Source organism: Flavobacteriales bacterium, from assembly GCA_025210295.1.
Taxonomy (GTDB): Bacteria; Bacteroidota; Bacteroidia; order Flavobacteriales_D; family Parvicellaceae; genus S010-51.
The window spans coordinates 41,350-67,517 of record JAOASC010000015.1; the positions used below are offsets into that span (position 1 = coordinate 41,350).

Here is a 26,168-nt window from a genome sequence, read left to right on the forward strand (position 1 = left end):
TTATGCCCAAAAATAAGTTCCCTATCAAAAAATAAACCTTCCCTACTTGACTTTTTAATTATTATATTTTAGATTTATACTAGCTGAATTTAAAAAAAAACTCGCTAGATTTTATTGTTTCACCCCATCAACCCCTACAAAATGATTATCCCCCAAAAGCACCCCAATGAAAAGCTAAGGCTTGATTACCTTAGATCTCTCAACATTTTAGATACACTTCCTGAATCTGATTATGATAACTTAACACAAATCGCTTCACAAATTTGTGGTACCCCTATATCTTTAGTTAGTTTAGTAGATGACAACCGTCAATGGTTCAAGTCTAAATTTGGAATAGAAGCTGAAGAGACTCCTAGAGACTTTGCTTTTTGTTCACATACGATCAATGAAAATGCCCCCATTTTTATTGTTGAAGACGCGACTAAAGATGTACGATTTCACGACAATCCCCTAGTAGTGGGAGCACCACATGTTACATTTTATGCTGGAGTTCCTTTAACTGATAGCAACGACTTACCAATAGGCACTTTATGTGTAATCGATAAAGAGCCTAGACACCTAACTCAATATCAAAAGGATTCCCTCATAGCTCTTGCCAAACAAGTTGTTAATCTACTTATACTGAGAAGGCAAAACATCACATTAACCAAAACATTGATTACACTCCAACAAAAAAATAAAGAGCTTGAGAACTTTTCAACGATTGCTGCACATGATTTAAAATCTCCATTAGTAGGTATTACAAGCGTTTCAAAATTACTTGCAGAATCCTACCATTCACAAATAGACGCTGATGGACAGCACATGCTTAATCTTCTTGCACAATCTTCAAAAAAATTAGCCAATATGATTGATAGTCTCTTGACTTATAGTAGAGCTAGTGCTATCAATCAAAAAAAGAAAAAAGATATTACTATTGATGAACTAAAAGAAGGGATTACTGCCTTATTTAAATGTCATGAAAAATTTGAGTTAACATTTGTTACCAATGAGGTAAAAAAACTACAAATTAACCCAACTATTCTAAATCAAATTATCGTGAATCTGGTCTCCAATGCCATCAAATACAATGATAAGCCTATTACCTCTATTGAAATAGGGATTGATGAATCTGCTCACTATTATGAGTTCTATGTTCAGGATAACGGTCCTGGAATTATGGAGAAAGACCTTGACAAAATCTTTATGATGTTTGAAACAGCTGCTACTCAAGATAAATATGGAAACCAGGGAAATGGAATTGGTTTAGCCATTGTCAAAAAATTAGTGGAACGAAATGGCGAAAAAGTAAGGGTCAGTTCAAAAATAGGAACAGGCACAAAATTCTCATTCAATCTAAAAAAATAAAAAACACATCAATTATGAAACACCTTTTTGTATCTTTTCTTTACTTCTTTTTATCCTACATTTATGGTCAAACTCCCATCCACGTATCCCAATTTGGGGCTGTTGGTGATGGTACAACAAATGATTATACTGCAATACAAGCTGCAATTGATAGTGCTGCTCAAACGGGATCTAAAGTCCTTTTTTCAGCCAAAACATACGCTATAGACAACACCTTAAAACTGTATGGTGGAGTAAACCTTATTGGAGAAGGAAAGGGTGCAACAGCTACCTCTACTCCATTTAACGGTACAGTAATCAAAAACATAGGTACTAAGTTGACTGTAAAAATTACTGGACATAATGCGGGTCTACACAACTTAACAATCTATGATACCGACAACGCAGGAGCTGCTGGAGGGGTTAAAATAATAGCTAACAACAGTGACATTGAAAGCATTATTCTTAAGAGCGTTTTAATCTTTGGCTTCACAGATACTTTTGCACTTAAACTAAAAGCCAAAAATGGAGGCGGAATTAGTTATTGCTCATTCTACGACCTAAGAATTAGACATGCGAAAATCGGAATACATATTGACGAAGATGAATCTTCTTATGTTAATTCAAACTCTTTCTACCATGGAGCAATTTCTGGTGGAGGTTTTGATTATTGTTTTCTAGCTGAGGGGGGGAATAACAACATTATTAATGCTATGATTATGGAGCCTTACACTTCTATTAAAGGACACTTTGTCGTTAAAGCGGGCGAAGTTATAGGAAATGACATCAGAATTGAGGGCGCTCAACAACCACAGCATGTGCCTTTAGTCGAATTTAAAGCAGGAACCAAAAATTCTATTCTAAATGGAACTTACTCAGGTGGCCTAACGATAGACAATGGCGATAATACTATTTTATTTAAAAGTGGGAAATCTCTAGGATACCACAACCCTAATTCCAATCTTTTTATTAATTCTAGCTTAAAAGGAACTGCAAACAATACCATTCCATATTGGGAAATTGGAAACACTGCCATAGTCGTCAAAGAAGTTGCTGATGAAATTTATACCAATCAGGAAGTCATTGAACTAACTATTCCACCAGGAATCACTTCCTATTTAAGACCTTCTCCAACGTTTTTACCTAAAGTACTTTCTAATTCAAAATATGAAACGGTTAATTTTGGAGCATTTATAAAAACCGATAAAAGCGATATTATCACTACGATCTGTAAAGCTCCATCAGGAACCGCTACAAGCCTTTACCACCCTGGAAATGACCAATGGCAACTTATTGGTATGACTAGTGCAATATCTGCTACAATCCCATATGATCCTAAGTTTTATATTGATAATTCTAGTTCTTCTGACTCTACAAAAATATACCTGACCTCCCCAACGCTTAACTTTGGCATTACTCCTCCAAAAATTGAAGCAGCACCAATAACTACTTCTGGAGGAATTTTAAATGGTACATTAAGTAATAGTATAACTGCTGTTAGCACACCTACTAGTACATTTTTAACTTTACCTAATTCAGGTAATATTTTTGAGGTTAATGGAACAAATACTATAGCTAGAATCAACCATTTATCCAATGATCGAATGCCTAAAGGAACCGTTATTACCCTTTTATTCAATAATGCAGGAACAAGTCTTGTTAATGGTGCTTATATTAAATTACTTACTGGTTATACATCAACACTAAATAGTTCAATCACACTCATTTCAAATGGAGATGGAACGTGGAGAGAAATGAACAGAAACCTCTAATAGTGCCTTATTTTTTTTAGCTTTGGCTACTGTAAAAGTTAAAAATGGACACACTCAGTAAAAAAGCTATAGAAAAGCACCTCTCTCAATTAGAGGGCTGGAGCTATAAAAATAACACCATCTGTAAAACCTATCGTTTTTCAGATTTTGATCAAGCTCTAAAAGCTATTCATTTGGTTGGTGATTTAGCAAAATCGTTAAATCACCATCCAGACTGGTCAAATTCCTATACACAACTTTCCCTATCAATTACCACCAAAGACATTGGAGGAGTCAGTGATTTAGATTTTAAATTTGCTTATCAAACTCAGGCGCTACTCAAAAATCTTGCACTATGAATATTGCTTCAATTACAGAAATAAGAAAAGAATTAAAAACAATTCCCAAAGAACAATTAATACTCATTTGTTTAGAATTAGGAAAGTTTAAAAAGGAGAATAAAGAGCTTTTAAACTATATTCTTTTCGAAAAAGAGGATGAGCACAGGTTTATAACAGCATTAAAGTTAGAGGTTGAATTAGAATTCTCTAAGATTAACACCAACAGTTATTTCTATATCAAAAAAAGTGTCCGTAGAATATTAAGATTGATAAAGAAGCACATCAAATACTCAAAGAAAAAAGAAACAGAAGCTGAATTATTGATTCATTTTTGCGAACAATTACAAAACATTCATCCTTCAATAAAAAATAACACAACGCTCTACAATATTTATAAAAGACAACTTATTTTGATTGAAAAAGCACTATTGAAAATCCATGAAGATTTACAATATGACTTCGAAGAATCAATTGAAAAACTGCGAAACTTTTAAAGTCCCCTCATCCATTCTGGTCTGAGATTCTCTTGGTTATTTAGTGCTGCTTTAACCTGATTTAAAAGTTGTTCTTTGTCTTTTCCTAATCGACCTTTCAACACTAAGTAATTAGATGCATGATCACTTCTAAACACCGTATCTTCTAATTCTAAATTTTCGATAAACAACTGTAATTCTTCAAGCACTTCTCTTTTGGATAGTTCTATAAATTCTCCTCGATACTCCTCTTTATATTTTTCAACACCATAAGGAAAACTAAGCACCAAAGTTGATGCAAATTCGGGCTGTGTTTCATTCAAAACCTTAGCAGAATTAAGCGCATGTTGATGTGTCAAGTTTTTACCTCCTAACCCTATCAACACCATTACGGAAGCTTTAATACCTGCTTGTTTTAACTTGAGCATTGCCTCCTTTGTAGATTGATAAGTTTCTCCTTTGGAAATATTTTCTAAAACGGTATCATCTCCAGATTCAATCCCTACGTACAACAGTTCTAGTCCAGCTGCCTTTAATTGCTTTAACTCTTCAATACTTTTTTTATTAATATTCGAAGGTAAAGCATAAGCTGAAATTCTTCTCACTGTAGAAAAATTAACCTTTATTTCATTACAGATCTGAATGAGGCGTTTAGGAGATAAAACAAAAGCATCCCCATCGGCTAAAAACACTTTTTGTATTGGAACTTGAAGTTGGGCAACTTGTTTTATTTCTGCTTTTATCTCCTCAAATTTTCTTACGGTAAACTTTTTGGTTTTATACATTTCACAAAATGCACATTCATTGTTACTACAACCTAAAGTAACCTGTAAAATTAAAGACCTTGCTTCACTAGGTGGTCGAAACAATGGTTCGTGATAAGCGATTGGAAAATACATCATTAAAAACAAAGATTTATTTCAGTATTTTTTTGTATGTTTATTAAAGCAAAACAAAAAAATGACCAAATACCTTAGGCCTAAAGATACATATAGAATTCCAAATGAAAAAACTGGAGAAGTAATTCATAAGATTGTCAAGTGGTATTTTAAACCAGAATATATTGGGTTAGAAAATTTAGCTCACGACCAACCTGCATTGTATGTATCTAACCATACGTTACTAGGATTAACAGATGGACCTTTATACATGGCTAAATTGCTTCACAAAAAGGAGATTTATTTAAGGCCTTTAGTTGATAAAATGCAGCGACACATTCCCATTTGGAGAAAATTAATGTCTGATTTCGGCGGTGTAATAGCGACGAAAGAGAACTGTAAAGAACTAATGCAGCAAAAACAGCACATCCTTGTTTTCCCGGGAGGAACAAATGAAGCCTTTAAAAATGATGGAGAAGAATACCAATTGATTTGGAAAGAACGATATGGTTTTGTAAAAATGGCCATTGAAAATAACTACCCCATTATCCCTATAGCTGGCTTAGGGGGAGATGAGTTATACGATATTGTTTTAGACAAAGAAGATATCATGAACTCTTTCGTTGGTAAACTTTTAAAAGACAGTGGAATTGCCAAGAAATACCTAAAAGGCGGGGAAAATATTCCACCTATTGTGGCGGGATTAGGAGGTACTTTTTTACCTAAACCTAAGCGTATCTATTACAACTTTGGAAAAGCTATTAATACCAGTCAGTATCATCAAAAAGTAACTGATGATATTTTAGAGAAAATCAGAATTGAAGTTGAACTCGAGATATACAAAGGGATTGTAAAAATGATTGAATATCGCCAAAAACATGGATTAAAAGACAATAGTTTTATTCGTAATTTATTAAATAATTATAATTTTAAACTTTAGATAGCACTCACCAGAAGAAGTATGAAAAAATTATTCCTTTTTATTCTATTATTCCCTTTGTTCAACTACGGTCAAACTGACTACATTGACTCACTCACTCATAGTACTTATCACACTCCGCATGAAGATGATTCTGTCCAGATGTTTAATTATGTTTTATTGGTTCGAGCCCATATCGCTAATCAAAGTCTTGACTCACTTTTACCAGTTTCAATAAAGGCGATTGAATATGCCAAACAAACTAACAACCCTGAACATTTAACTACTGCATACAACCTTAACGGTGTCTATTATAAAACTAAAAAGGAGTTTAAAAAAGCGATAGAAATCTTTAATATTGGAAAACAATATGCCGAAAAAATAGCTGGACCAGCCAGAATTAAATGTGTATTATATCACAACCTCAACCAATCTCATAATATTTTAGGAAATATTGACTCTGCTGTTTTTTATGCTGAAAAAACATATCAAGCTGCTGTCGCTGCTAAAAATGTAAAATTTCAATCGATATCATTAAGCGCTAAAGCCAGTTACAACATCAAAGTTGGGGCCTATGATAGTGCTCTTGAAAATCTTAATAATTCCTTAAAGTTAGCTATTGATTTACAGGATACTTCAAGAATTATCTCTGCGAATTTAGATATAGGTAAAGTATTGGCAGACAATGATAAGTATGATGAATTAATTGTTTTATACAATAAATTATTAGAAGATTATGATTCTATAACTCTTTCCTCTAAAATGGATTTAATTAATCTCAATATGGGGGCAGCTTATTCTGAATTGGGCAACCAAGAAAAATCTTTAGAACATACTTATAAAGTTTTAAATTCTAACAGTAACCTTAGGAGAGGGCTTGCACATGGTAACATTGGAGAAACCTTTTTAAAACTCTTAAATTCTGGAGTTCCTCCCTCTAAAATTCCTTTATTACAAAATGTAAATTTAGAACATGATGAACAACAAAATGAAGCAATTATTCTCAATATAATTTCTGATCATTTTACCAAAAGCTTTGATGATTTCGACGAAATTAATGCTGCTAATTACAAAGTTTTTCCTTTAAAAAACTTAGGTGAATATTATGATTACACTAAAGATTATAAAAAGTCTGTTCAATCATTTGAAGAAGCTTGGGCTATTGCAGAAGAAAAGAACTTAATGTATGAGAAAAGAGTTATTGCTAAACGTCTTTACGAGCAGTACAAACAATTAAACAAAGCTGAACAGTCCTTAATTTGGCATGAAAAATTTGTGGAAATATCAGATTCATTAAATTCTACTGAAAGTCAACAAGAAGTAGGAAGGCAACTCGCTCAATTTGAGTTTACCAACATTCGTTTAAAAGATAGTTTAGAACAAGTTAAAAAAGATGCTATTCAACAGCTTCAAATTGAACAACAAAATCAAAACATCAAGAATGAACGTTTAAAGAAATATTACTTATATGGCGGGTTAGCAATAGCCTTATTTTTGTTATTATTTTTATTTAGAAGGTTTAACATCACTCAAAAACAAAAACGACTAATTGAACTGCAAAAAGCAGCCATGGAAGAAAAGCAAATTGAACTTTCTAAAACACATTTAGCAATTAAAGATAGCATTAACTATAGTCGAAAGATTCAAAAAGCAATCTTTCCTTCTCAATCAGAAATAACTTCAATTTTCCCCAACAACTTTGTTTTATTTAAACCTAAAGACATCGTAAGTGGAGATTTTTACTGGTGCTATGAAGCTAACAACAAGAAAGTAATTGTACTTGGTGACTGTACTGGACACGGAGTTCCTGGTGCTTTTATGACGATCATTGGAATTAATATATTAAAAGAAATTTTACATGACGAAATTTATGAGAGCGCTGAAATTCTTAAAGCTGTAAATCATAAGTTGAAAAACAGGCTCAATCAAAACAATGATAGTATTAACGATGGTATGGATCTTGGCGTTTGTGTAATTGACGATCAAATGATTGAATTTTCTGGTGCGCACTTCCCTATCTACCACGTTAGTGAAAATCAACTTGTTGAGTATAAAGGAAGTAATATCTTTTTAGGAAATGATGATGAAGTGGGAACGATCAAAACCCACTATATACCTTATCAAAAAGGAGACTTAATCTACCTGGTTACGGATGGATTCCCAGATCAAAGAGGTGGAGAAAAAGGAAAAAAATATTACTACAAACCTTTAAGAACTTTATTACAAAGTAACGCTAAACACCCACTCAAACAACAAAAAGAAAACATCAATAAAGAATTTGAGAGTTGGCTAAAAAATAGTAATCAAAAGCAGATGGATGACGTTTCCATCATTGGAATTAAATTTTAAAGTGACCGAGCTATACTTAATAAAGTTATCGCATTAATTATTCTGGTTTAAAACTCTTACTTTCTTAAGTGATAAAGCATTTAAAGAATTACTTTGAATACCTTCAACATTTTGATTAAAAAATCTTAATGTTTCTGCATAAAACAAAGGTATAGCTGGAGATTCATCGTGTAATATCTGATTCATTTTTTTGTACAACACCATACGGTTACGCTCATCTTTTTCAACTTGGGCTAATTCAAAGAGAACATCATATTCTTGATTTTTGAAATGGGTATAGTTGGAACCAAATTCAGGATAAAAGTTTTTACTATAAAATAATTGGAAATAATTAATTGCATCTGGAAAGTCTGCAATCCATGACTTCCGATAAAAATTAGCCTCAAACTGCGCTATTCGTTGATTCATTGAAGAAACAGAGTTCATATCCACCTTAATTGTTAGTCCTATTTTAGAAAGCTCTCTTTGTAAGTATTCACACATTGTTTTATATTCTGGCGTTGCAGAAAGTGTTATTACAGGAACCGCCTCACCGCTCTCATAACCTGCTTCTTTAATTAACAACATTGCCTTTTCAATATCATACGAATATCCCTCTATACTGAAGTCCTCAAAACCTGGCATTCCCTGAGGTATAAAGCCCTTCGTCGCAGGAACCCCTATATTATTCCTAAGGTATCTAACCATTGCTTGTCGATCTATAGCATATCCTATTGCCTGTCTTATCAATTTATTTTTCAAAGGATTGTTTTGATGATGGTCATTTTCATCCATTAGAATTCCTAAATAGTCGGTATTTAACCAATCTATTTTTTGTAGATAGAACGAATTCTTTAGCTCCTCATTTAGCTCTCCCTCTCCATTAAGTAATTGGTCTTTATCATCTTCATTCATCCCAGAAATCATCTCTAAATTCCCAGATTTAAACTTGATAAACTCTTGGTGCTTATCTTGTATAAAATAGACAGAAACTGCATCTAAATAAGGTAAACGTACACCTTTATGATCTGCTTCAAAGTAATGTTGGTTTTTAGCCATCACTAACTTTACATCTTTTTTCCATTTCTTAAGATAAAAAGGTCCTGTTCCTATTGGGTGAAGGCCAAAATCATCACCAAAATATTCCACGACTTCATAAGGAACAATGGTACAATAGGGTAATGATAATTGGTAAATCAATGAAGGTTGTGGAGTACTTAAATGAATAACGACTGTATTTTCATCAATAGCTTCAATAGCTTTGAAATCAGGACTAGAATTATCCAGATTTTGAAAAATATATTTTCCTGGCGACGCAGTTGTTGGATCGATAATTCTTAAAAAAGAATACACAACATCACTTGCCGTTACTCTTCTTGTTTCTTTACTTCCAAACAAGTCGCTCCTGTTGAAATAAACATCCTCCCTTAAATTGAACTGATAAGTTAACCCATCTTCAGATATTGACCAAGCTTCAGCAATAGATGGTTCCACATTTAAGTCTTTATCTAGACTCACCAACCCATTAAACAATTGTTCTATAGCTAAAAAGTCTTCAAACCTTCTTACATAGGCTGGATCAAGCGTTGAGATTCCTGCTGACTCATTATACCTAAACACTGTTTTTTCTTGCTCCTTTCTTCTATCGTCTTTTAATTGACATCCCCATAAGAAACTAACAGCAATAAATAGAAAGAGTGCTTTCATAACTATTTTAAATCAAATAAATTATTGACTCCCATACTTCTCTCAACGGTAAAACCTTCTCCAAATCTCGCTCCAATTATTCTACCAAAATTTGCAGCTCTACCCTTTAAATACTCTAAAAATTCTGGAGAAGAAATTGGAGTCACAGGCCCTTTATCATCAGGGTTATAAAACTGCGTTTTATAGGCCATTATCGCTTCCATTTTTGTTTCGTAAAATTCATCGATACCAACAACAAAGTCTGGCGTGATCCAATTATCCTGGACATACCTGTAGACTACCTTTGGTCTCCATGGTTTCTGTAAACTTCCATCATTTTGTTGGGTACCTATCTTTACTAAACCAGATAAAAAGCAAGCTCTAGAAACTAAATCTCCCCCTCTTCCATGATCTGGATGCCTATCTGATACCGCATTACACAATACAATTTCTGGTTGGTATTTTCTAATTTGATGAATAACCTTTAATAAGCTCGTTTCATTGATTTCAAAAAAACCATCTGCTAACTGTAAGTTTTCGCGGACTTCAATTTTCAAAATTTCAGCTGCTACATGCGCTTCTTTCATTCTTGTAACAGCTGTACCTTTAGTTCCTAGTTCTCCTAAAGTTAAATCTACAATTCCTACTTTATAACCTTGAGCTATTTGTTTAAGAATTGTCCCTGACGCTGCTAATTCCACATCATCTGGGTGAGCTCCGAAAGCTAAAACATCTAATTTCATACTATATATTGAGATTATCTATAAAGATAATTCAAGATCTTCAGAAAAAATACGTCTGAGCTAAAACTTATTGAAACAGGGGCGTTAATAATTATAATAAAATGCAATAAAAAAGGGGATACTTACGTATCCCCCGAAAAAATCAGTTGCTAAAAGCAACTTTTTATTTGACTACCCCGATACAAATATACAACGTATTTACATTCAAATTTTCAATTTTCGACCAACCTCCTCAAAAAAAAATTCTACCCAGCTTTTTCTTCGTTTAAATTTCAAAACACTACGTATAAACACGCATATTTACATCGGTCTTTATGCTAATCGCTGTTTAATATATTTTATGAACTCCTCAGTTGTCTTGATTTTATACCAATCATCATTGGCAATTAAAACTTTTTCTTTTCCATCAATTATTTTCAACACAAAAGGAGGCGTAAACCTCCTTTTACCTATATTGACTTCATCTTTATAGATAAACTCAATATCATAATCTAATGACTGAATAAAAGTCAACCACTCTTCTTTAGGCCTAAAGCTTCCATGTGTTAATGCACATAGTTCACAATTATAAGTTTTAGGACTAATAATTTTATGTGCAAAATTTGATGCTTTATAAAACCAACCAGATTGAGCATTATACACAAAGACTAATCGCTTTTCAGCTCCACTATTCATTCAAGTTCCAATTGTATTCTAAATAACTTATTTTAGCAGAAGTAGAGACTTTTGTCCCACTATACTTATTGATGTATTCAATAATATTTCCATTCGAGAAATCCTTAGCATACCACTCAAATATCTTAGATATTTTAACCGTGTTTGCTCCCAATTGATTTTTTGTTTTATCAGCAAAAAATTGTTTAGTAACCATTCTTAACTGCGAAGAAAGCTTTTCTGCCGTATATGCTTCATTTAATAATTTAGGACACGATACAGAAGCACAATTAATAGCAAAATGAATTCTTGACTCCCCCATTTTTCTAAGAATATTATTTTCTACATCACCTAAGCTATAAACTTTACCTGCTATTTTTATAAACTTCTTATCCCAAGCTTTATCTATTTTCATAATACTACTAGTAGGATAATGCTCTACAATCAATTGAACAGTAAATGCATTATATACATTAATCCAATAAGCCAATTTTTCATTTCTTGACCAACTACTCGTTGGGCTTTTTGCTTTTAAAGCGGTTAAATAGTTATTCAACTTAACTCTGTCGGCTTTAAATCCTTTGTAATTGACCTTACCTGTACTGGAAACATTTTTTTTCAACAATTCATTCCATATAGAATGATCAAATGCTGCTACATCTGCTACTTCAATACTCTTAATTTGAACAGGTTCTTTGTCTAAAGCATAAGTTCCCGAACTTAGCAACATAACCCCGCTAATTAAACTCAATGTTATTCTTTTTTTCATAGTGTTTGGTGTAATTATATTATCATCAATTTAGCACTTTGGTTTAGTACTACAAAATAAATACCAAAGTCATTTCTATCTATAAGTTGAAAAAAACGATAATTACTGACAAGTTTTTTAAAATTGTGCCACTAATTTTAGGTTGAGTCTTCTTGAAGTGAGAAAAGAAGGAATAGAGTATTGCCTTCCTGTAACATCTGTTATCCATGTATAATTAATGGTATTAGCAATATCTAACAAGTTAAACACTTCTAAAGAAAGCCACATTTTATCAACTTTTTTCAGTAATGACTTCTTACTAAACTTACTTCGATTGGTATGCTCCCCTATTAAGTCTTTACTAAAACCAATATCTACCCTACGATATAAAGGTGTTCTTAAAGTATCTGGGTAACGCTCTGCCCCAGGAGGTCCGTATGGTAATCTAGAACCAACAGCAACAGTTAAATTCACTTTAAAAGTACTCCATTTTATTTTTTCGGTATCCCATTCTTTAGGCATTTTATCCTGAAAAAACATCGAAAAACTGATACGTTGATCTGTTGGCCTAGGAATGTAACCTGGATTTACTTTGGTACTATCCACTGCAACGTCGTCTGCAGTATAACCAAAGATAATTTGTTCTCCACTTGCATTAAAATAGTTATAATAATAATCATCTAAAATATCCTCTTCTGTTTTTAAATAAGATAATGAGGCATAAGATTCTATTCCCTTGATAAACTCCCCATTCACTTTAAAGTCTAAACCTTGTGCATAGGCTTTTGCATTATTTTTTCCATAATACCTTATTCGAACATTATCAATTTCATAAGGGATAATGTCTGACATTAATTTATAGTAAGCTTCTGCACCAAACTTAAAGGGTCTATTTTTGATAAAGAAAGTATAATCTGTTCCCAACACAAAATGGATGGATTTCTGAGCTCGTATAGCTGGGTTTAATTCTCCTGATAAATACCTCATTTCTCTGTAAAAAGGAGGTTGATAATAAAAGCCTGTAGCAAATCTAAAAGACACATTTCTTCGGTAAATATCATTATCCTTAATAAAAAACCATGCAGGCTTATAGGTTAGGTTAAATCTAGGCGAAACAACAGTTTGATTATTGTAAGTCCAGTAATTTGCTCGAACACCTAAATTCGCATTTAAATAACGACTGGAGTAGAAAGTGGTATCTAGATAATAAGATGTATCACTAGTAATTACTGAATCTTGAATAATAACTTTAGTAGAATCAAAACTAAAATCTCTTTCAGTTTGAACAAACCCTGTTAGTCTATTAGAGTTTAATTCAGTTTGGCTTTTCAATAAATAGCTTAACTCTAAATATTGGTAATCTTGAGCTGATGGTAAAGTATATCCGACAGAATCTGCTGGGTGAGGAAGATTAAATCGAGCTGAATCTATATACGTCCATTCACTTAACTTATCGTTAATCAATTCGTGTTGAAACTTAGTACCAAAACTCCATTTATAGCGATCGCCAAAATATCTTCCCTGAACTGAAGCATTAAATACCGAAGCATCTAAGGTATTTCTAGCATGCTCCAAAAAAGCTCCAACCCCACGATTAAATGCTACCTCACCATATTCGTCGCTTCCCAAATCTCGCTCCAACTCATCCAACTTATATTCGCCTAGCAAATCGAAATTTTCAAAAGCTTTTGAACGATAATAGGAAGTAATGTAATTCAATTCAAGTTTATCAGACAATTCTTGATTCAACTTTAAGGCCCCCATATATGTTTCAAACTCTGTGACTTCTTGCCCCTCATAAAACACAGTAAATCTTAATGCTTGGTTGATTGAACCAAAACTCGTCTCCCGATTTTGTGGCACCACTAAATATTTATTTTTAGAATAAGTTCCAAACAAGGTCAATTTTGTTTTCTCATTCAAATAATAATTATACATTCCTTGATAATCAATAAATGTAGGTTTATAATCTCCTTTAGTATCTAATGCTCCTAGTAAATAGGAATTGGTTCGATATCTTACACCAGTAATAAAGTTAGAACGTGTGTTTATGGTATCTTCTACATGAGCTGCAGCCCCCAATAAGCTAGCTGTAAATGACCCTTTGAAACGCTGGGGTTCTCTGTAAGTAATGTCTAAAACAGAAGATAATTTATCTCCATAATTTGCATTAAACCCACCTGCTGAAAAAAGAATATTATCGACTAAATATGGGTTAACAAAACTCAACCCTTCTTGTTGACCAGAACGAGCCAAAAATGGTCGATAAACTTCTATTCCATTAACATATATTAAATTTTCATCAAAATTTCCTCCCCTTACATTATAGCCGGCAGACAACTCATTATTTTGAGAAACCCCAAATTGTGAAAACTGCAACACATTTTCAAGATTTTCAGATGGCGCTGAAATTTGACTAGGCTTAATTGGGTTTTCCCACCTTTCTAAAGTTCCTATTTTAGGCTTTTTGCCTTCTACATTTACAACTCCTATGGAAATATAATCCAACTTAATATCAACTTTTTTAAGTTCATTCGGACTCAGTGTAAAAGCTACTTTCTTAGGGCTATATGCAACGCTAGAAATTTTTATTATAGTTTTCTTATTAGCAGGAATTATTAACTCAAATTCACCTCTTTGATTAGAGACTGTTCCTCTTTTGGTTCCTTGAATACTAATATTAGCATCTTTTACAGGCTGCTCAATCTCATTTTTAATGACACCCATTATCCGAGCAGTATTTTGCCCTAAAATACTAACTCCAAACAACAAGAATAAGAGAAAAAAAATACTTCTAACCATTAGAATGCTTATTGCCTTTTAAAGTCTCCATTTTTCCATGACTGAATAAATTTAGACCAAGCTATAGGGTTTAAAAGATTGTTGGGTGGTAATTGACCAGCGTAATATAGTTTATTTTGTACTTGTTGCATTTGATAATTATAATTCATACTTCCATTCATTGGAATACCATCAGCCATTTCTTTTAATTCAGCCTGTGCTAAATTATGGACAGCTCGTTTATAATCATCATTAGGGATTTCAACATTGACAAAAGCTTCTGCAAATTGCTCTTTAGAAGGCCATGGGTAGATGACGGCTACTGGAAGCATTATTGTATCAGTTGTTAGCACATGTATTAATGAATATCGATCTTCTTTTAAGGTATCTGGAATAACATAATAAGAAGTTTTAAACCCAACTGAAGAAAAGCGAATCGAATCACCTTTATGGGCAACAAAAGAGAAATAACCGAAATAATCTGAAATCGTTCCACGCTTAGAAGACTTATCTAAAACAGTACAATAAGGCACTGGTTCTAGGCTATCCCCAGAAACGACTACTCCACTAAATTGTATTAACTGATGGCGGGTTGTATCCTGTGAAAACACGACTACTTTTCCCAATAACAAAATCACAATTACTACAATCCAATTTTTCATTTTATCGATATTAAAATTATAACCTATAACTATTTTCTTTGGTGTTATATTGTGTAAAAATACAAAAAAAGCCTTGAGAAAAATCCCCAAGGCTTTTTAATTTTTCGATTGATATTTTAGTTATTTGGCAACCACCATAGATTTAGTTATTGTTCCTTGATTGGTTGTAATTGTATACTGATAAACCCCTTGTGACATTTCATTGGTGTTTACATTAATCGCATGCTTTCCTTTTGCTTGATTGATTTCAGTATTTGTGAAAATAACTTTACCATTGATATCAGTAATTTTTAGCGTAACATCAGATTTTTCGTTTAAAACATATCCAATAACTGTTTGCCCTTTTGCTGGATTAGGTCTATTCTGACTTAAAGTTACCAACGCTTCATTTTCTTTTATACCTACACCATAATTTTCAAAATCTAAACGAATGGCCGGAACAAATCCCCATCCTAAATATCTATTGACAGCATTATTAGTTCCAAAAGGACCGTATACTGTTGTCGAAAGATCAGGGTTCCCTCCATTATTGGCACTTAAAACAATTGGCTTATCTTCTGCAAAATCAGACTCTATTTCTATAATATATTCTTTATTTGCCTCTAAAGTTACTGGTGTAGCTAACCTTATTGACGTCCAGTTACCAATATCAGATGGAGCCACATTATAATCAAGAGCTAACAACTCATTCACATCTTGTATTCCTGAAAGAACCTCATGAATTCTAAGTGTATAAAGCTCGTTAGTTGACGTCCCTTGTTCAAATTTAACATCTACCTCATATAACGTTACTTCACTTGTAATTAGGTAGCTCGCTCCAACGGCAATTAGGTCATCATCATCAAAAGTTCTTGTTGAAGTCGTTTCCTTATAATGAGACATCGTAAACTCTGTAATATTATATGTACTTGTACCAACATTATCACTTCCCTCTTCATCTGTAGGAAGCGTAAATGTTTCTGTTAGACTTTCTATAACAGAAGGTGTATACGTTGAGTTTGTTGTCCAAATAGTATCTTTATCATAAGGTTCGATAGAATCCAAAACAATCGTTTCTGTATATACACTTCCAGATGTAGAACCACTGATATCAATAGCTACTGAAACATTATATTGAGTTTGCGTTCCTTTATTGACAATAACTGCACCTGTTTGCGCTATTGACGTTTGGCTTGTTGGCAATTCACTAAATTCTTGAGTTTGATTAAAGTTTGCATCAAACACATCTGCCACAGCTAAATTATTACTCAAAGCATCAAGAACAACAACATTATCTAAATTGAACTGAGCGCCATCTTGCCCTGTATAATGAAAAGCAAATTTCACTTGATTCATTCCAGCTCCAGTAAAGTTACTAATATCTACATACGCTGTTGTCCATTCATATTGTTCCCAATCATTACTATGAGTCGCCTCTAATAAGGTGGTATCATCTTCCACCCATAAAGTATCACTCCAAGTCGCTCCATTGTCTGTTGAAACAAATAAGCTAATATCAGCAAAATCATTAGGGGCCACATGCCAGTGAATACTTGTGTTAAAGTCAAATTGTAAATGAACAGTAGAAGAACTAGGAGTTGATAAATCTATTGCAGGCGTTTCTAAATATTCATCATGAACATCAGTTGCATTATCGAATAAAACAGAAGCACAGCTTCCTGGGTTCCCACCAGAGTTAGCATGCCATTCTTGTTCAGCAGTCGTTATAGTTGAAGAAGAACCACTGTACTCAGTCCATCCTGCAGGCGGAAATGTTCCACTCTCAAAATCTTCAGATAAATAGGATGCTTTAAGCCTAGCTGGTTGTTGCTTAGACGATTTAACATTTTTATTCTTAGCCGTATAATCCCCAAAATAACTACTCTGAGCTAACAAAGTAGAAGAGGCTAAGATAACACTCAAAGAAAGGTAGATATTTCTCATGTTAATTTAATTTTAATTTATTGTTATCACAAATTTAGTGTTTTTTACTGACTGCTATTGGTTTTTTTATCAACAGCGATGAATTAATCGTCTGTTTTTCTTATTTTTAGCCCAAAAGAATACCAAAATTATGAAACAGCTTTTACTCTTCATTCCACTTTTACCACTATTAACATATGGACAAATAACCATCTCCGATAATAATTTCCCTAATAGTGGCGACCAATATGTATATAGTAATGCTAACACAAATGGTTTGGACATTTCTTTAACTGGAAGTAATATAAGCTGGGATTACTCCCAACTTACCAATATAAATCAAGACACAACCACCTATGTAGCTGTTACTTCTACCCCATTTGCTTATCAGTTTTATTTTAACAACTCTTTTATTTACCCAGACTATAAAGCTGATTATGGTATTAAAGGTATTGAGATCAATGCCTTTAATCAAGTAACGATTTCTGATGTTTTTAACTTTCACAAAAAAAATAGCTCTTCACTTGAAATGGTTGGTTTTGGTGCAAACATCAACGGGATACCAGCCTCAATTAAATATGATACTATAGATCAACTATACCCCCTACCCCTTAGCTATGGAGCTAGTGATTCAACCTCGGCATATTACCTCTTAGATGTTCCTTCTCTAGGAGCTTATGGTCAACATATACAAAGAAAAGTAGCAGTTGATGGTTGGGGAAGTATCGTAACACCTTACCAAACTTACAATCAATGTTTAAGGGTAAAAACTACCTTATACCAAAGAGACACACTAAAAGTTCAGCAACCTTTCCCTTTACCAGGTGTAGCGTTTAATAGACCTGTGCAAACAACATATGAATGGTTTGTAAACGGTGTAGGCGTTCCTGTTTTTTCAATAACTCAACAAGGAAATACGATTTCAAATGCCAAATATCTTGATGCCAACACCTCTAGTTTTGTAGAACATCAAAATAACTTTGACCTCAAAATATATCCTAATCCATCTAATTCTATCATCAATATTTCTACTTCACAAAAAGATGGTACGATGCATATCATTGACTACTCTGGAAAACTTCTTTATTCAGGAGCCTACAAAACATCAATTGATATTTCAAATTATCCTAAAGGTCAGTATGTTCTCACCTTAACTCATGAAGGGCAAAAAGGTAGTTTAACAATTCAAAAACAATAAGATGACCATTACTGAAGCTCAAAACATCGTTGACAAATGGATTAAAGAATATGGTGTTCGTTATTTTAATGAATTAACCAATATGGCTATGCTTACCGAAGAAGTTGGTGAAGTTGCAAGAATTATCGCGAGAAGATATGGCGAACAATCTGAAAAAGAATCTGATAAAAACAAAGATTTGGCAGACGAGATGGCTGATGTCCTTTTTGTTTTGATATGCCTCGCCAACCAAACAGGAATTGACTTAGAGCAAGCATTAGCTAAAAACCTTAATAAGAAAACGCAAAGAGATGCCGATAGGCATATCAATAATAAAAAATTGACCTAATTGATATGATTTAATTGATGAATTGGTGGGGTAAAATATCGAACCTAAGTGTTAAGGCTGAAATGAACAGTTCAGAAATAAGGTCTTTACAACTCACCAATCGACTTATTTTTATCTCTGGAATTTTAGCGAGTTGTTATATTCCTATTTTAATATGGATCAATGCTTTTTGGATGACCTTGCAACTAATCCTACTTTCCTCAGTTGCTTTTGTCTTTTTATTTTTCCCAAGAAATAGTAAACTAAATCATGCCACTCCAATCATTGCTTTAGCTGCTATTTATCATATGGCTACTGTTTCTATTGTCATTCCAGGAAGTCAATTGGAACTATATTTAATACTTATTGCTTTAATTCAACTTGCTGCAATTAAAAACCACAGCCTGTCTTATCTTATTTTTGGAACGAGTATTTTTGCTTACTTCCTCAGCGTTTATACACAGACATTTATTACTCCAATTATTGTGATGACTGAAACGCAACAATTAGTAATGGTAATTTTAAATATTTTAGGAGTCTTCTTAGGTGGCTTTTATCTTGTTTTTCAGATCAAATTAACAAACTATAAATATAAAAATGACATCTTAAAAGAAAGGCAAGAGGTCATTAATAAAAATAAGAGAATTGAACGTCAAGTGGGGATAATTGAAGATGCACACAAAGAAATTACGGATAGTATCAATTATAGTAAACGTATTCAAAATGCGATTTTGCCGTCTCAAAAGAAACGAATCAGTCTCTTACCCAATTCTTTTATTCTATATAAACCTAAAGATATTGTTGCTGGAGATTTTTATTGGGTTGAAGAAAAAGGAAATCAAACATATTTTGCTGTAGGAGATTGTACTGGACATGGAGTTCCTGGTGCGATGATGAGTGTTATATGTACCAATGCTTTGAATAGAGCCCTTAATGAATATAACACCCTATCCCCTGACAAGGTCTTGAATAAAACACGTTCTTTAGTAATCGAAAGTTTGGAAACCAATCTTAACAATGTTAAAGATGGTATGGACATCGCTCTGTGTTCGATAGAAGGACAGACCTTAAACTATGCGGGAGCCAACATTAAATTATACATCATTAGAAATAATGAAATCTTAGAATTTAAACCAGATAAACAACCCATTGGCCAATACATCAAGGCAGCAACACCATTTAACAACCACCTTATAACATTAGAAAAAGAAGACTGTATATATTTAGTTACAGATGGCTATGTAGATCAGTTCGGAGGAGAAAAGTTAAAGAAGTTTAAAACACCTCAACTAAAAAAAACGTTATTAGAAGCTTGCAAGCTACCTATTAACCAACAAAAAGATTTTTTAAATCAGACCTTTGAAAATTGGAAAGGGGGCTTAGAACAGATTGATGATGTTTGTATTATGGGAGTCCGTATTTAATACTTAGCGGTTAAAGCTACTTCTATCTTATCTGAAAAACCTTTTATTTTTGCATTGTCTAGCCCAAACATTGTCCCATCAATCATAAAAGAAGCTTTTATTACTGTTTCTCCTGATTTATTGGTTAGCAATCCATGAGTTGAAAAAGGAACAGTTACGCCTTTAATAGTCATATCACCTTCTACTTGAACAATGTGGCGTCCCTCTTTATGAATAGCAGTACTTGAAGAGATTTTACCTGTAAATTTTGCAGCAGGAAACAAACTAGCACTCATATTATTTTCATTAATAAAATGTTCTTGCATCAATCCTTTTTTAAAAACAAAACTTTCGATAGGCACAACAAATAACACCGTTTTTTTATCTAAGTTTATTTTACTCTCAAAAGTATTAGTCTGAGCTTTTACCTCTTTTTTCTCAACAGCATGAAAAAGAATATTTCCTGATTGAACTGATTTTTCTTGAGCCCAACCAACAATTGAAAGTCCGATACAAGTTGCAAATAATAACAGTAAATTTTTCATGTTTGATTTTTTTATAAATGTAGTAATATTTTTAAATGTTCTCTTCTATTTTTCTATGAATCTCCAAAATTTAATGACCATAATGTACTTATAAGGCTAAATGTGCTCCATCACAATATGGAGGGTTTGCTGTTAATTTACAAGTACACAAATTAGCTTGTTGCCTAAATTTTGATTGAAAAACAAGTGGTTTAATTGTCGTTTCTCGATGTTCCCCATCACAGAATGGTTGAGCCTTAGACCTTCCACAAGAACACCATACGTATTGTTTCTGTCTTTCTAGCATAACTGTTTCAGGAATTTTCCCAGCAATAAGTGTTTTACTCTTCATCTTACTTTTCTTCATAACCATAACCGTAACCATAGCCATACCCGTAGCCGTAACCATACTTACCGTAATACGTTTTCCATTTCCCTTGCTTCACTCCATTTAATACGAGCCCAATATGCTGCCCATCCACTTGTTCTATAATATCCTCTAGGAAATCAACTCCTTTTTTATTTGCTTTCTGAGTATTCATTACAAACACAGAAGTATCTACTTTTTTCAATAAAACTACGCCATCACTCACTAAACCTATAGGTGGGGTATCAATAAACACATAATCATAATGTTCTTTAACATAGGTCAGCAAATCATCCATAATTGGTGACAATATCAATTCAGACGCATTGGGAGGAACAGGTCCACTAGATATAATATCCATGTTTTCTTTAAAAGGTTGAATAGCCTCTTTTATTCCGCTATTCCCACTTAATATTGTTGACGCCCCCTTTTGGTTACCTATGCTTAAATATTTATGAATTTTAGGTTTATGCATATCAAAGTCGATCAACAATACTTTTTTACCCGAACGCGCATAAATCATTGCTAATCTTGAAGAAGTAAACGTTTTTCCTTCTCCTGGATGAATTGAAGTTACTAACAACAAATTCGACTGCTCTTTTTGATTCAAGTAACTCAGTGATGTTCTAATCCCTCTTAAAGCCTCAGTTATATTCGCTTTGGCTGGAATATCTATTGTTACATCTTTTACAAAAGGTAAGCTTCCCAAAATTGGGATTGATGTATTCTCAGACAGTTCTTTAATATTCTCATAACGACTATAAAATACTCCCCTAATAAACGTTAAAAACACAGCAAAACAGACTCCAATAAAAACATACATCAAAATCACACTATTTGCACTAGTTCCAACTGTACCTAACACACGAGATTTTTCAATTACTTTTGTTTGAGGCACTATCCCTGATTTAGCAATAAAAGTATTTGCTCTTTTTTCCAATAAGAAAACATATAATTTTTCATTTACTTCTAGTTTTCGATTTACAGATAAGATATCTCTTTTTGTCTTCGGAATACGCTTCACTAACGTCTCAAAATGCTGAATTTCCTTATCTAAATCAACTATCTTCTCTTCAATTGCATTTCTTGTATTTGAAACATAAATCAAAATATCTTTTTTCTGAGAGACAATTGATTCTTGTAGTTTTTCTAATTCTTGGTGATTACTTTTCACCTTATACGACAAATCAATCTTTTTGGTTTGAGTTTCGTAAAACTTAGTCAACGCTATTTTCAAATAAGGGTCACTTTCCAATACATAAAATGATGGAGGCATTAATTTATCTTCATTAGCTTCAATGACATATTTTTTTAAATTATCCAATGAATTAATATCCAATTCCAATTGTCTTCTTTGCGTTTCATAGGTAATCAATTGGTCAAAATAAACTTGCGATTCTCTATTTAAATCTAATATTCCTTTTTGGTCTCTCATCAACTCCAGTTCACTACTGATAGAATCTAACACTTCTATTACATTGTCTAACTGTTTCTGTATATAATTCTGGGTATTATCATTAATAAACAACTGGTTTTCTAGGGTGTATTGAATATAAACCGAACTCAAAGTATCCAAGAACATCTTTGCTCGAATAGCAACAGGATCTTTTAATGAAATCGTTAATATAGAGGTATAATCAATGTTTTTAATCTCCATATTTTGAATCACACGGCTAACCCAATATTGCTTCGAATGAGGTATAAACTGATATTTTGTTTGTGACCTCAGCTCTTTATTTTTCGGTGTAATTAACGATTTATTGTGTGCGGTTAGAATATACTCATTTGTAATTGCTTCTTCATCAAATTTATGTTCATAGACCTTTAACTCTCCATCCACTTCTATTTCGACTCTATAACTAGCACTATCAATGTAATAAAAGTCAAATTTACGTTCATATAAAGACTGGTTTAACAAAGTAACATCTACCCTAAATGGGCTGCTATTAAACATCTCATCTGTTCTAATTCGACCTACGATAAAATAGGAGACATCAAAGTTAAGTTTGGAAAGAGATTGTTCGACTAAATCATAAGATTTTAAAATTCTCATTTGATTTAATATATCTCCATAGACGTTATACAGTCCAATATTACTATTAATTGAGTTTTGATAATCATAAACATCATTAGACTTCAATAAAATCTGAACTTGAGCACTATAATCTTTTACTGATTTGTAACTCATAAATTTACCTACTACACAAAAAAACAATGGAAAAACGATAAAAAGATACCAGTTTTTTGCCATTATCTTCATCACCCACCTCAAATCCTTGAGGGATACTAATGTTTCTTGTTGTTGATTATTATTCAAGCTTCAATTTTTTAATTCAATTATGACAAATATAAGACAACCCACTAAAAGGTTGATATATTTTATGAATAATTCTATTTAATAATAACTAATTCTTAACAACTTATGCTTTTCAATAAAAAAATTATGTCTATATTTGTTCTTAGGAAATGAAATTTTTCAAATACATATCTCTACTAATTTTATTACTATCATTAGTATCCATTGTGTATGGACAACCGGCAGGTGGAGGACCACCTGGAGGTCCTGCAGGTGGTGGCCCTCCTTGTTGGCCTCCTCCATGTATACCTGTTGATGGGGGAATTAGTTTTTTGCTTGCAATTGGTGCTGCTTATGGTGCTAAAAAAGCTTATCAAAACATAAAAGAAGAATCATAAAATACAAAAAGTTGAACTTTGGTTCAACTTTTTTAGTTTAAATAAAAATTAAACCTTAATGCTCAAAAATCCATTTTTGAAATTTATTATCACATTTGCAGTATTAGTTATTTTGTGGTTTAGTTTTTATGAAAACATATATAGTTTATTTGAAGGCGATATTCAAAGGATTATCTCTATTGAATTAGCTCATCAATCCACTTTTTTCATCCAACTGTTAGGTTATTCACCAATCATTGATACCTCAACAGATTATGTTATCACCTCAGTTGAGGGAGATTATATCAACCATGGAGTTTGGATTGGAGAACCTTGTAATGGGCTTAAAGTCTTTGGTTTATTTGCGATATTCATCCTAGCATTTCAAGGGAAGTGGATTCATAAATTATGGTACATTCCTCTAGGAATATTTATTTTACACCTCGCAAATGCTATTAGAATAGCTGTTTTAACTATTATTTCTGCTGAAAACCCTACTTTACTGGATTTTAACCACAATATTACTTTCCAAGTACTCGTCTATTCAATCGTATTTGGACTATGGTATTTTTGGGTCAATAAATTTTCTAAAAAATAGAACGTTGAATCGTTTTTTAAAATATGGAATTGTCGGTTTGGGAATATGTTTTATTTTCTATCTAGATTTTGTACGCGACTATATTTTTAAAAACATTGGTTTTCAAATTTACTACCTACAGCATCTTTCACCTGATGGAACAGCATCAATAGATAGTTACACAGACTCCTTTATTGAAAGTTTTATTAAAGACTACTCTATTAAAGAGTTGAATAATTTAAAGTGGCTATTTACCGCTATTTTTAGTTTCTTATTTGGGGCACTGGGCGCCATCATCAATGGTATTTTTTACCAAACAAGTAAAGTTTCTTATTATTTCTTTATACTCTACACTATTCTTTTCTTAAGCGCTTTTATTATTTATACTAGCTCTTATTTAAGCGCCAACTATACATTTCAAAACAAAGCATATTTAATTGCTATGGAAATTGCTCATTTTTTGCAATCATCACTTCCTACGCTATTCTTTTTAGTTAGCTTTAAGCTATTCTATTTAGATAAAAAATAGCTTTATTTTTCCTCATCTATTCAACACTTTTGATTATTTTTGTTACGGTAGTTGTTGGAACAAAACAAGTACCCTTAATACTAAAACACACAATAATAAATACGCTACGTATGACTCAAGACAATCAAGTATTTGACTTAATCGAACACGAAAGAGTTCGTCAAACAGAAGGAATAGAATTAATAGCATCTGAAAATTATGTGAGTGATAATGTAATGAAAGCTGCAGGTTCAATTCTAACCAATAAATATGCTGAAGGGTTACCTAACAAAAGGTATTATGGAGGTTGCGAAGTTGTTGACCAAATAGAATTGTTAGCTATTGAAAGGCTAAAGCAACTATTTGGAGCTGAATGGGTAAATGTTCAACCACATTCAGGGTCACAAGCTAATGCCGCAGTTTACCTTGCCTGTTTAAAACCAGGAGACAAAGTCTTAGGTTTTGACTTATCTCATGGGGGACATCTTACACATGGTTCACCTGTGAATTTTTCTGGAAAACTTTACACTCCTGTTTTCTATGGAGTGGAAAAGGAAACTGGATTAATAGACTATGATAAAGTAGAAGCTAAAGCAATTGAAGAGCAGCCTAAAATGATTATTTGTGGGGCCTCAGCTTATTCTAGAGATTGGGACTATAAAAGATTAAGAGCAATTGCCGACAAAGTAGGTGCGATATTATTCGGAGATATTTCACATCCTGCAGGATTAATTGCTGCTAAATTGCTTAACAACCCTTTACCGTATTGTCATGTTGTTACTACTACTACTCACAAAACACTAAGAGGGCCTCGTGGTGGTGTAATAATGGTAGGTAAAGACATGGAAAACCCTTGGGGAATTACTACTGCTAAAGGAACTGTAAGAAAACTATCATCACTATTAGACTCTGCTGTTTTTCCTGGAATTCAAGGAGGGCCATTGGAACATGTTATAGCAGCTAAAGCTGTAGCATTTGGAGAGGCATTATCTCCTGAATTTATTACTTATGGTAAACAAGTGATTACTAATGCAAAAGTAATGGCTGATGAATTAGTAAAAAGAGGTTATCAAGTAATTTCAGGAGGGACAGAAAACCATTCAATGTTGATCGATTTACGTTCGAAAAACATTACAGGAAAAGAAGCTGAAAATGCACTTGTCAAAGCCCATATCACAGTAAATAAGAACATGGTTCCATTTGACACTCAATCTCCTTTTGTGACTTCTGGTATTCGTTTAGGAACACCTGCTGTAACCTCAAGAGGAATGAAAGAAACTGAAATGATTCAAATTGTTGATTTTGTAGATCGAGTAATTATGAACCATGAAAATGAACAAGAATTAGAAAACATTAAAGAAGAAGTTAAAAATTTCATGACTGAGAGACCTCTTTTTACATGGAAGTAAAACCACACAA

At 32.9% G+C, this 26,168-nt stretch carries 24 protein-coding genes; 13 read left to right on the forward strand and 11 right to left on the reverse strand.

The annotated features are described in order from the left end of the window. Positions 1-141 precede the first annotated feature (141 nt). Genes N4A35_02050 through N4A35_02065 form a run of 4 tightly spaced genes read left to right on the forward strand, consistent with a single transcriptional unit; the run spans position 142 to position 3,912 of the window. On the forward strand, positions 142-1,347 hold the full coding sequence (locus N4A35_02050) for a GAF domain-containing sensor histidine kinase (GenBank protein MCT4580171.1): 1,206 nt from the start codon (positions 142-144) through the stop codon (positions 1,345-1,347). A 14-nt stretch (positions 1,348-1,361) separates the two neighbouring features. After that, the gene (locus N4A35_02055) at positions 1,362-3,098 is read left to right on the forward strand and encodes a glycoside hydrolase family 55 protein (GenBank protein MCT4580172.1); all 1,737 of its coding nucleotides are present in this window, start codon (positions 1,362-1,364) and stop codon (positions 3,096-3,098) included. 44 nt (positions 3,099-3,142) lie between these two features. Beyond that, positions 3,143-3,436 carry a 4a-hydroxytetrahydrobiopterin dehydratase gene (locus N4A35_02060; protein ID MCT4580173.1) on the forward strand — a complete coding sequence of 98 codons (294 nt, stop codon included), beginning with the start codon at positions 3,143-3,145 and terminating at the stop codon, positions 3,434-3,436. After that, positions 3,433-3,912, forward strand: a complete 480-nt coding sequence (locus N4A35_02065; protein MCT4580174.1) for a hypothetical protein — start codon at positions 3,433-3,435, stop codon at positions 3,910-3,912. The genes N4A35_02060 and N4A35_02065 overlap by 4 nt, the downstream gene beginning before the upstream one ends. Here the strand turns inward: N4A35_02065 and N4A35_02070 are convergent. Beyond that, positions 3,909-4,793 (reverse strand): radical SAM protein, encoded by an 885-nt coding sequence (locus N4A35_02070; protein ID MCT4580175.1) that lies wholly within the window; start codon positions 4,791-4,793, stop codon positions 3,909-3,911. The two genes, N4A35_02065 and N4A35_02070, sit on opposite strands and share 4 nt — an antisense overlap. A gap of 58 nt (positions 4,794-4,851) precedes the next feature. Here N4A35_02070 and N4A35_02075 point away from each other — a divergent pair, with 58 nt between their 5' ends. Both N4A35_02075 and N4A35_02080 read left to right on the forward strand, forming a co-directional pair. Continuing rightward, positions 4,852-5,709 (forward strand): acyltransferase family protein, encoded by an 858-nt coding sequence (locus N4A35_02075; protein MCT4580176.1) that lies wholly within the window; start codon positions 4,852-4,854, stop codon positions 5,707-5,709. Positions 5,710-5,730: 21 nt separating this feature from the next. Further along, entirely contained in the window at positions 5,731-8,037 is a 2,307-nt protein-coding gene (locus N4A35_02080; protein MCT4580177.1) for a SpoIIE family protein phosphatase, read from the forward strand. Between the two features lie 33 nt (positions 8,038-8,070). On the opposite strand, the gene N4A35_02085 is transcribed toward N4A35_02080, so the two are convergent. From N4A35_02085 to N4A35_02115, 7 genes are all read right to left on the reverse strand, one after another. After that, positions 8,071-9,723: an ABC transporter substrate-binding protein gene (locus N4A35_02085; GenBank protein ID MCT4580178.1), complete on the reverse strand. Its 1,653-nt coding sequence runs from the start codon at positions 9,721-9,723 to the stop codon at positions 8,071-8,073. A gap of 2 nt (positions 9,724-9,725) precedes the next feature. Then, positions 9,726-10,445, reverse strand: a complete 720-nt coding sequence (bshB1, locus tag N4A35_02090) for a bacillithiol biosynthesis deacetylase BshB1 (protein ID MCT4580179.1) — start codon at positions 10,443-10,445, stop codon at positions 9,726-9,728. 312 nt (positions 10,446-10,757) lie between these two features. Beyond that, complete coding sequence (locus N4A35_02095; GenBank protein ID MCT4580180.1) at positions 10,758-11,120, reverse strand: GTPase; 363 nt, start codon at positions 11,118-11,120, stop codon at positions 10,758-10,760. After that, on the reverse strand, positions 11,113-11,868 hold the full coding sequence (locus N4A35_02100; protein MCT4580181.1) for a DUF547 domain-containing protein: 756 nt from the start codon (positions 11,866-11,868) through the stop codon (positions 11,113-11,115). Before N4A35_02100 ends, N4A35_02095 begins: the two co-directional genes overlap by 8 nt. A 117-nt stretch (positions 11,869-11,985) precedes the next feature. Further along, a complete protein-coding gene (locus tag N4A35_02105; GenBank protein ID MCT4580182.1) occupies positions 11,986-14,649 on the reverse strand; it encodes a TonB-dependent receptor in 2,664 nt (887 codons plus the stop codon). Between the two features lie 8 nt (positions 14,650-14,657). Continuing rightward, the gene (locus N4A35_02110; protein MCT4580183.1) at positions 14,658-15,290 is read right to left on the reverse strand and encodes a carboxypeptidase-like regulatory domain-containing protein; all 633 of its coding nucleotides are present in this window, start codon (positions 15,288-15,290) and stop codon (positions 14,658-14,660) included. Between the two features lie 120 nt (positions 15,291-15,410). Next, the gene (locus tag N4A35_02115) at positions 15,411-17,213 is read right to left on the reverse strand and encodes a T9SS type A sorting domain-containing protein (GenBank protein MCT4580184.1); all 1,803 of its coding nucleotides are present in this window, start codon (positions 17,211-17,213) and stop codon (positions 15,411-15,413) included. A gap of 130 nt (positions 17,214-17,343) precedes the next feature. Between N4A35_02115 and N4A35_02120 the strand changes: the two genes are divergently transcribed. The 3 genes from N4A35_02120 to N4A35_02130 are packed head-to-tail and all read left to right on the forward strand — an operon-like array spanning position 17,344 to position 20,121. After that, positions 17,344-18,390 (forward strand): T9SS type A sorting domain-containing protein, encoded by a 1,047-nt coding sequence (locus tag N4A35_02120; GenBank protein MCT4580185.1) that lies wholly within the window; start codon positions 17,344-17,346, stop codon positions 18,388-18,390. Between the two features lies 1 nt (position 18,391). Next, complete coding sequence (locus N4A35_02125) at positions 18,392-18,718, forward strand: nucleotide pyrophosphohydrolase (protein MCT4580186.1); 327 nt, start codon at positions 18,392-18,394, stop codon at positions 18,716-18,718. A 17-nt stretch (positions 18,719-18,735) separates the two neighbouring features. Continuing rightward, on the forward strand, positions 18,736-20,121 hold the full coding sequence (locus N4A35_02130; protein MCT4580187.1) for a SpoIIE family protein phosphatase: 1,386 nt from the start codon (positions 18,736-18,738) through the stop codon (positions 20,119-20,121). Here N4A35_02130 and N4A35_02135 read toward each other — a convergent pair. The 3 genes from N4A35_02135 to N4A35_02145 all read right to left on the reverse strand — a co-directional run bounded on the left by N4A35_02135 (position 20,118) and on the right by N4A35_02145 (position 23,179). After that, entirely contained in the window at positions 20,118-20,645 is a 528-nt protein-coding gene (locus N4A35_02135; protein ID MCT4580188.1) for a YceI family protein, read from the reverse strand. The two genes, N4A35_02130 and N4A35_02135, sit on opposite strands and share 4 nt — an antisense overlap. An 88-nt stretch (positions 20,646-20,733) precedes the next feature. Next, positions 20,734-20,976: a CDGSH iron-sulfur domain-containing protein gene (locus tag N4A35_02140; protein ID MCT4580189.1), complete on the reverse strand. Its 243-nt coding sequence runs from the start codon at positions 20,974-20,976 to the stop codon at positions 20,734-20,736. A 1-nt stretch (position 20,977) separates the two neighbouring features. Then, positions 20,978-23,179 carry a polysaccharide biosynthesis tyrosine autokinase gene (locus N4A35_02145; GenBank protein ID MCT4580190.1) on the reverse strand — a complete coding sequence of 734 codons (2,202 nt, stop codon included), beginning with the start codon at positions 23,177-23,179 and terminating at the stop codon, positions 20,978-20,980. 278 nt (positions 23,180-23,457) lie between these two features. Between N4A35_02145 and N4A35_02150 the strand changes: the two genes are divergently transcribed. The 4 genes from N4A35_02150 (at position 23,458) to N4A35_02165 (ending at position 26,158) form a co-directional block, all read left to right on the forward strand. Continuing rightward, positions 23,458-23,685 (forward strand): hypothetical protein, encoded by a 228-nt coding sequence (locus tag N4A35_02150; GenBank protein MCT4580191.1) that lies wholly within the window; start codon positions 23,458-23,460, stop codon positions 23,683-23,685. 76 nt (positions 23,686-23,761) lie between these two features. Then, on the forward strand, positions 23,762-24,262 hold the full coding sequence (locus N4A35_02155; protein ID MCT4580192.1) for an exosortase/archaeosortase family protein: 501 nt from the start codon (positions 23,762-23,764) through the stop codon (positions 24,260-24,262). A 4-nt stretch (positions 24,263-24,266) separates the two neighbouring features. Next, positions 24,267-24,770, forward strand: a complete 504-nt coding sequence (locus tag N4A35_02160) for a hypothetical protein (protein MCT4580193.1) — start codon at positions 24,267-24,269, stop codon at positions 24,768-24,770. 110 nt (positions 24,771-24,880) lie between these two features. Continuing rightward, entirely contained in the window at positions 24,881-26,158 is a 1,278-nt protein-coding gene (locus N4A35_02165) for a serine hydroxymethyltransferase (GenBank protein ID MCT4580194.1), read from the forward strand. Positions 26,159-26,168: the final 10 nt, after the last annotated feature.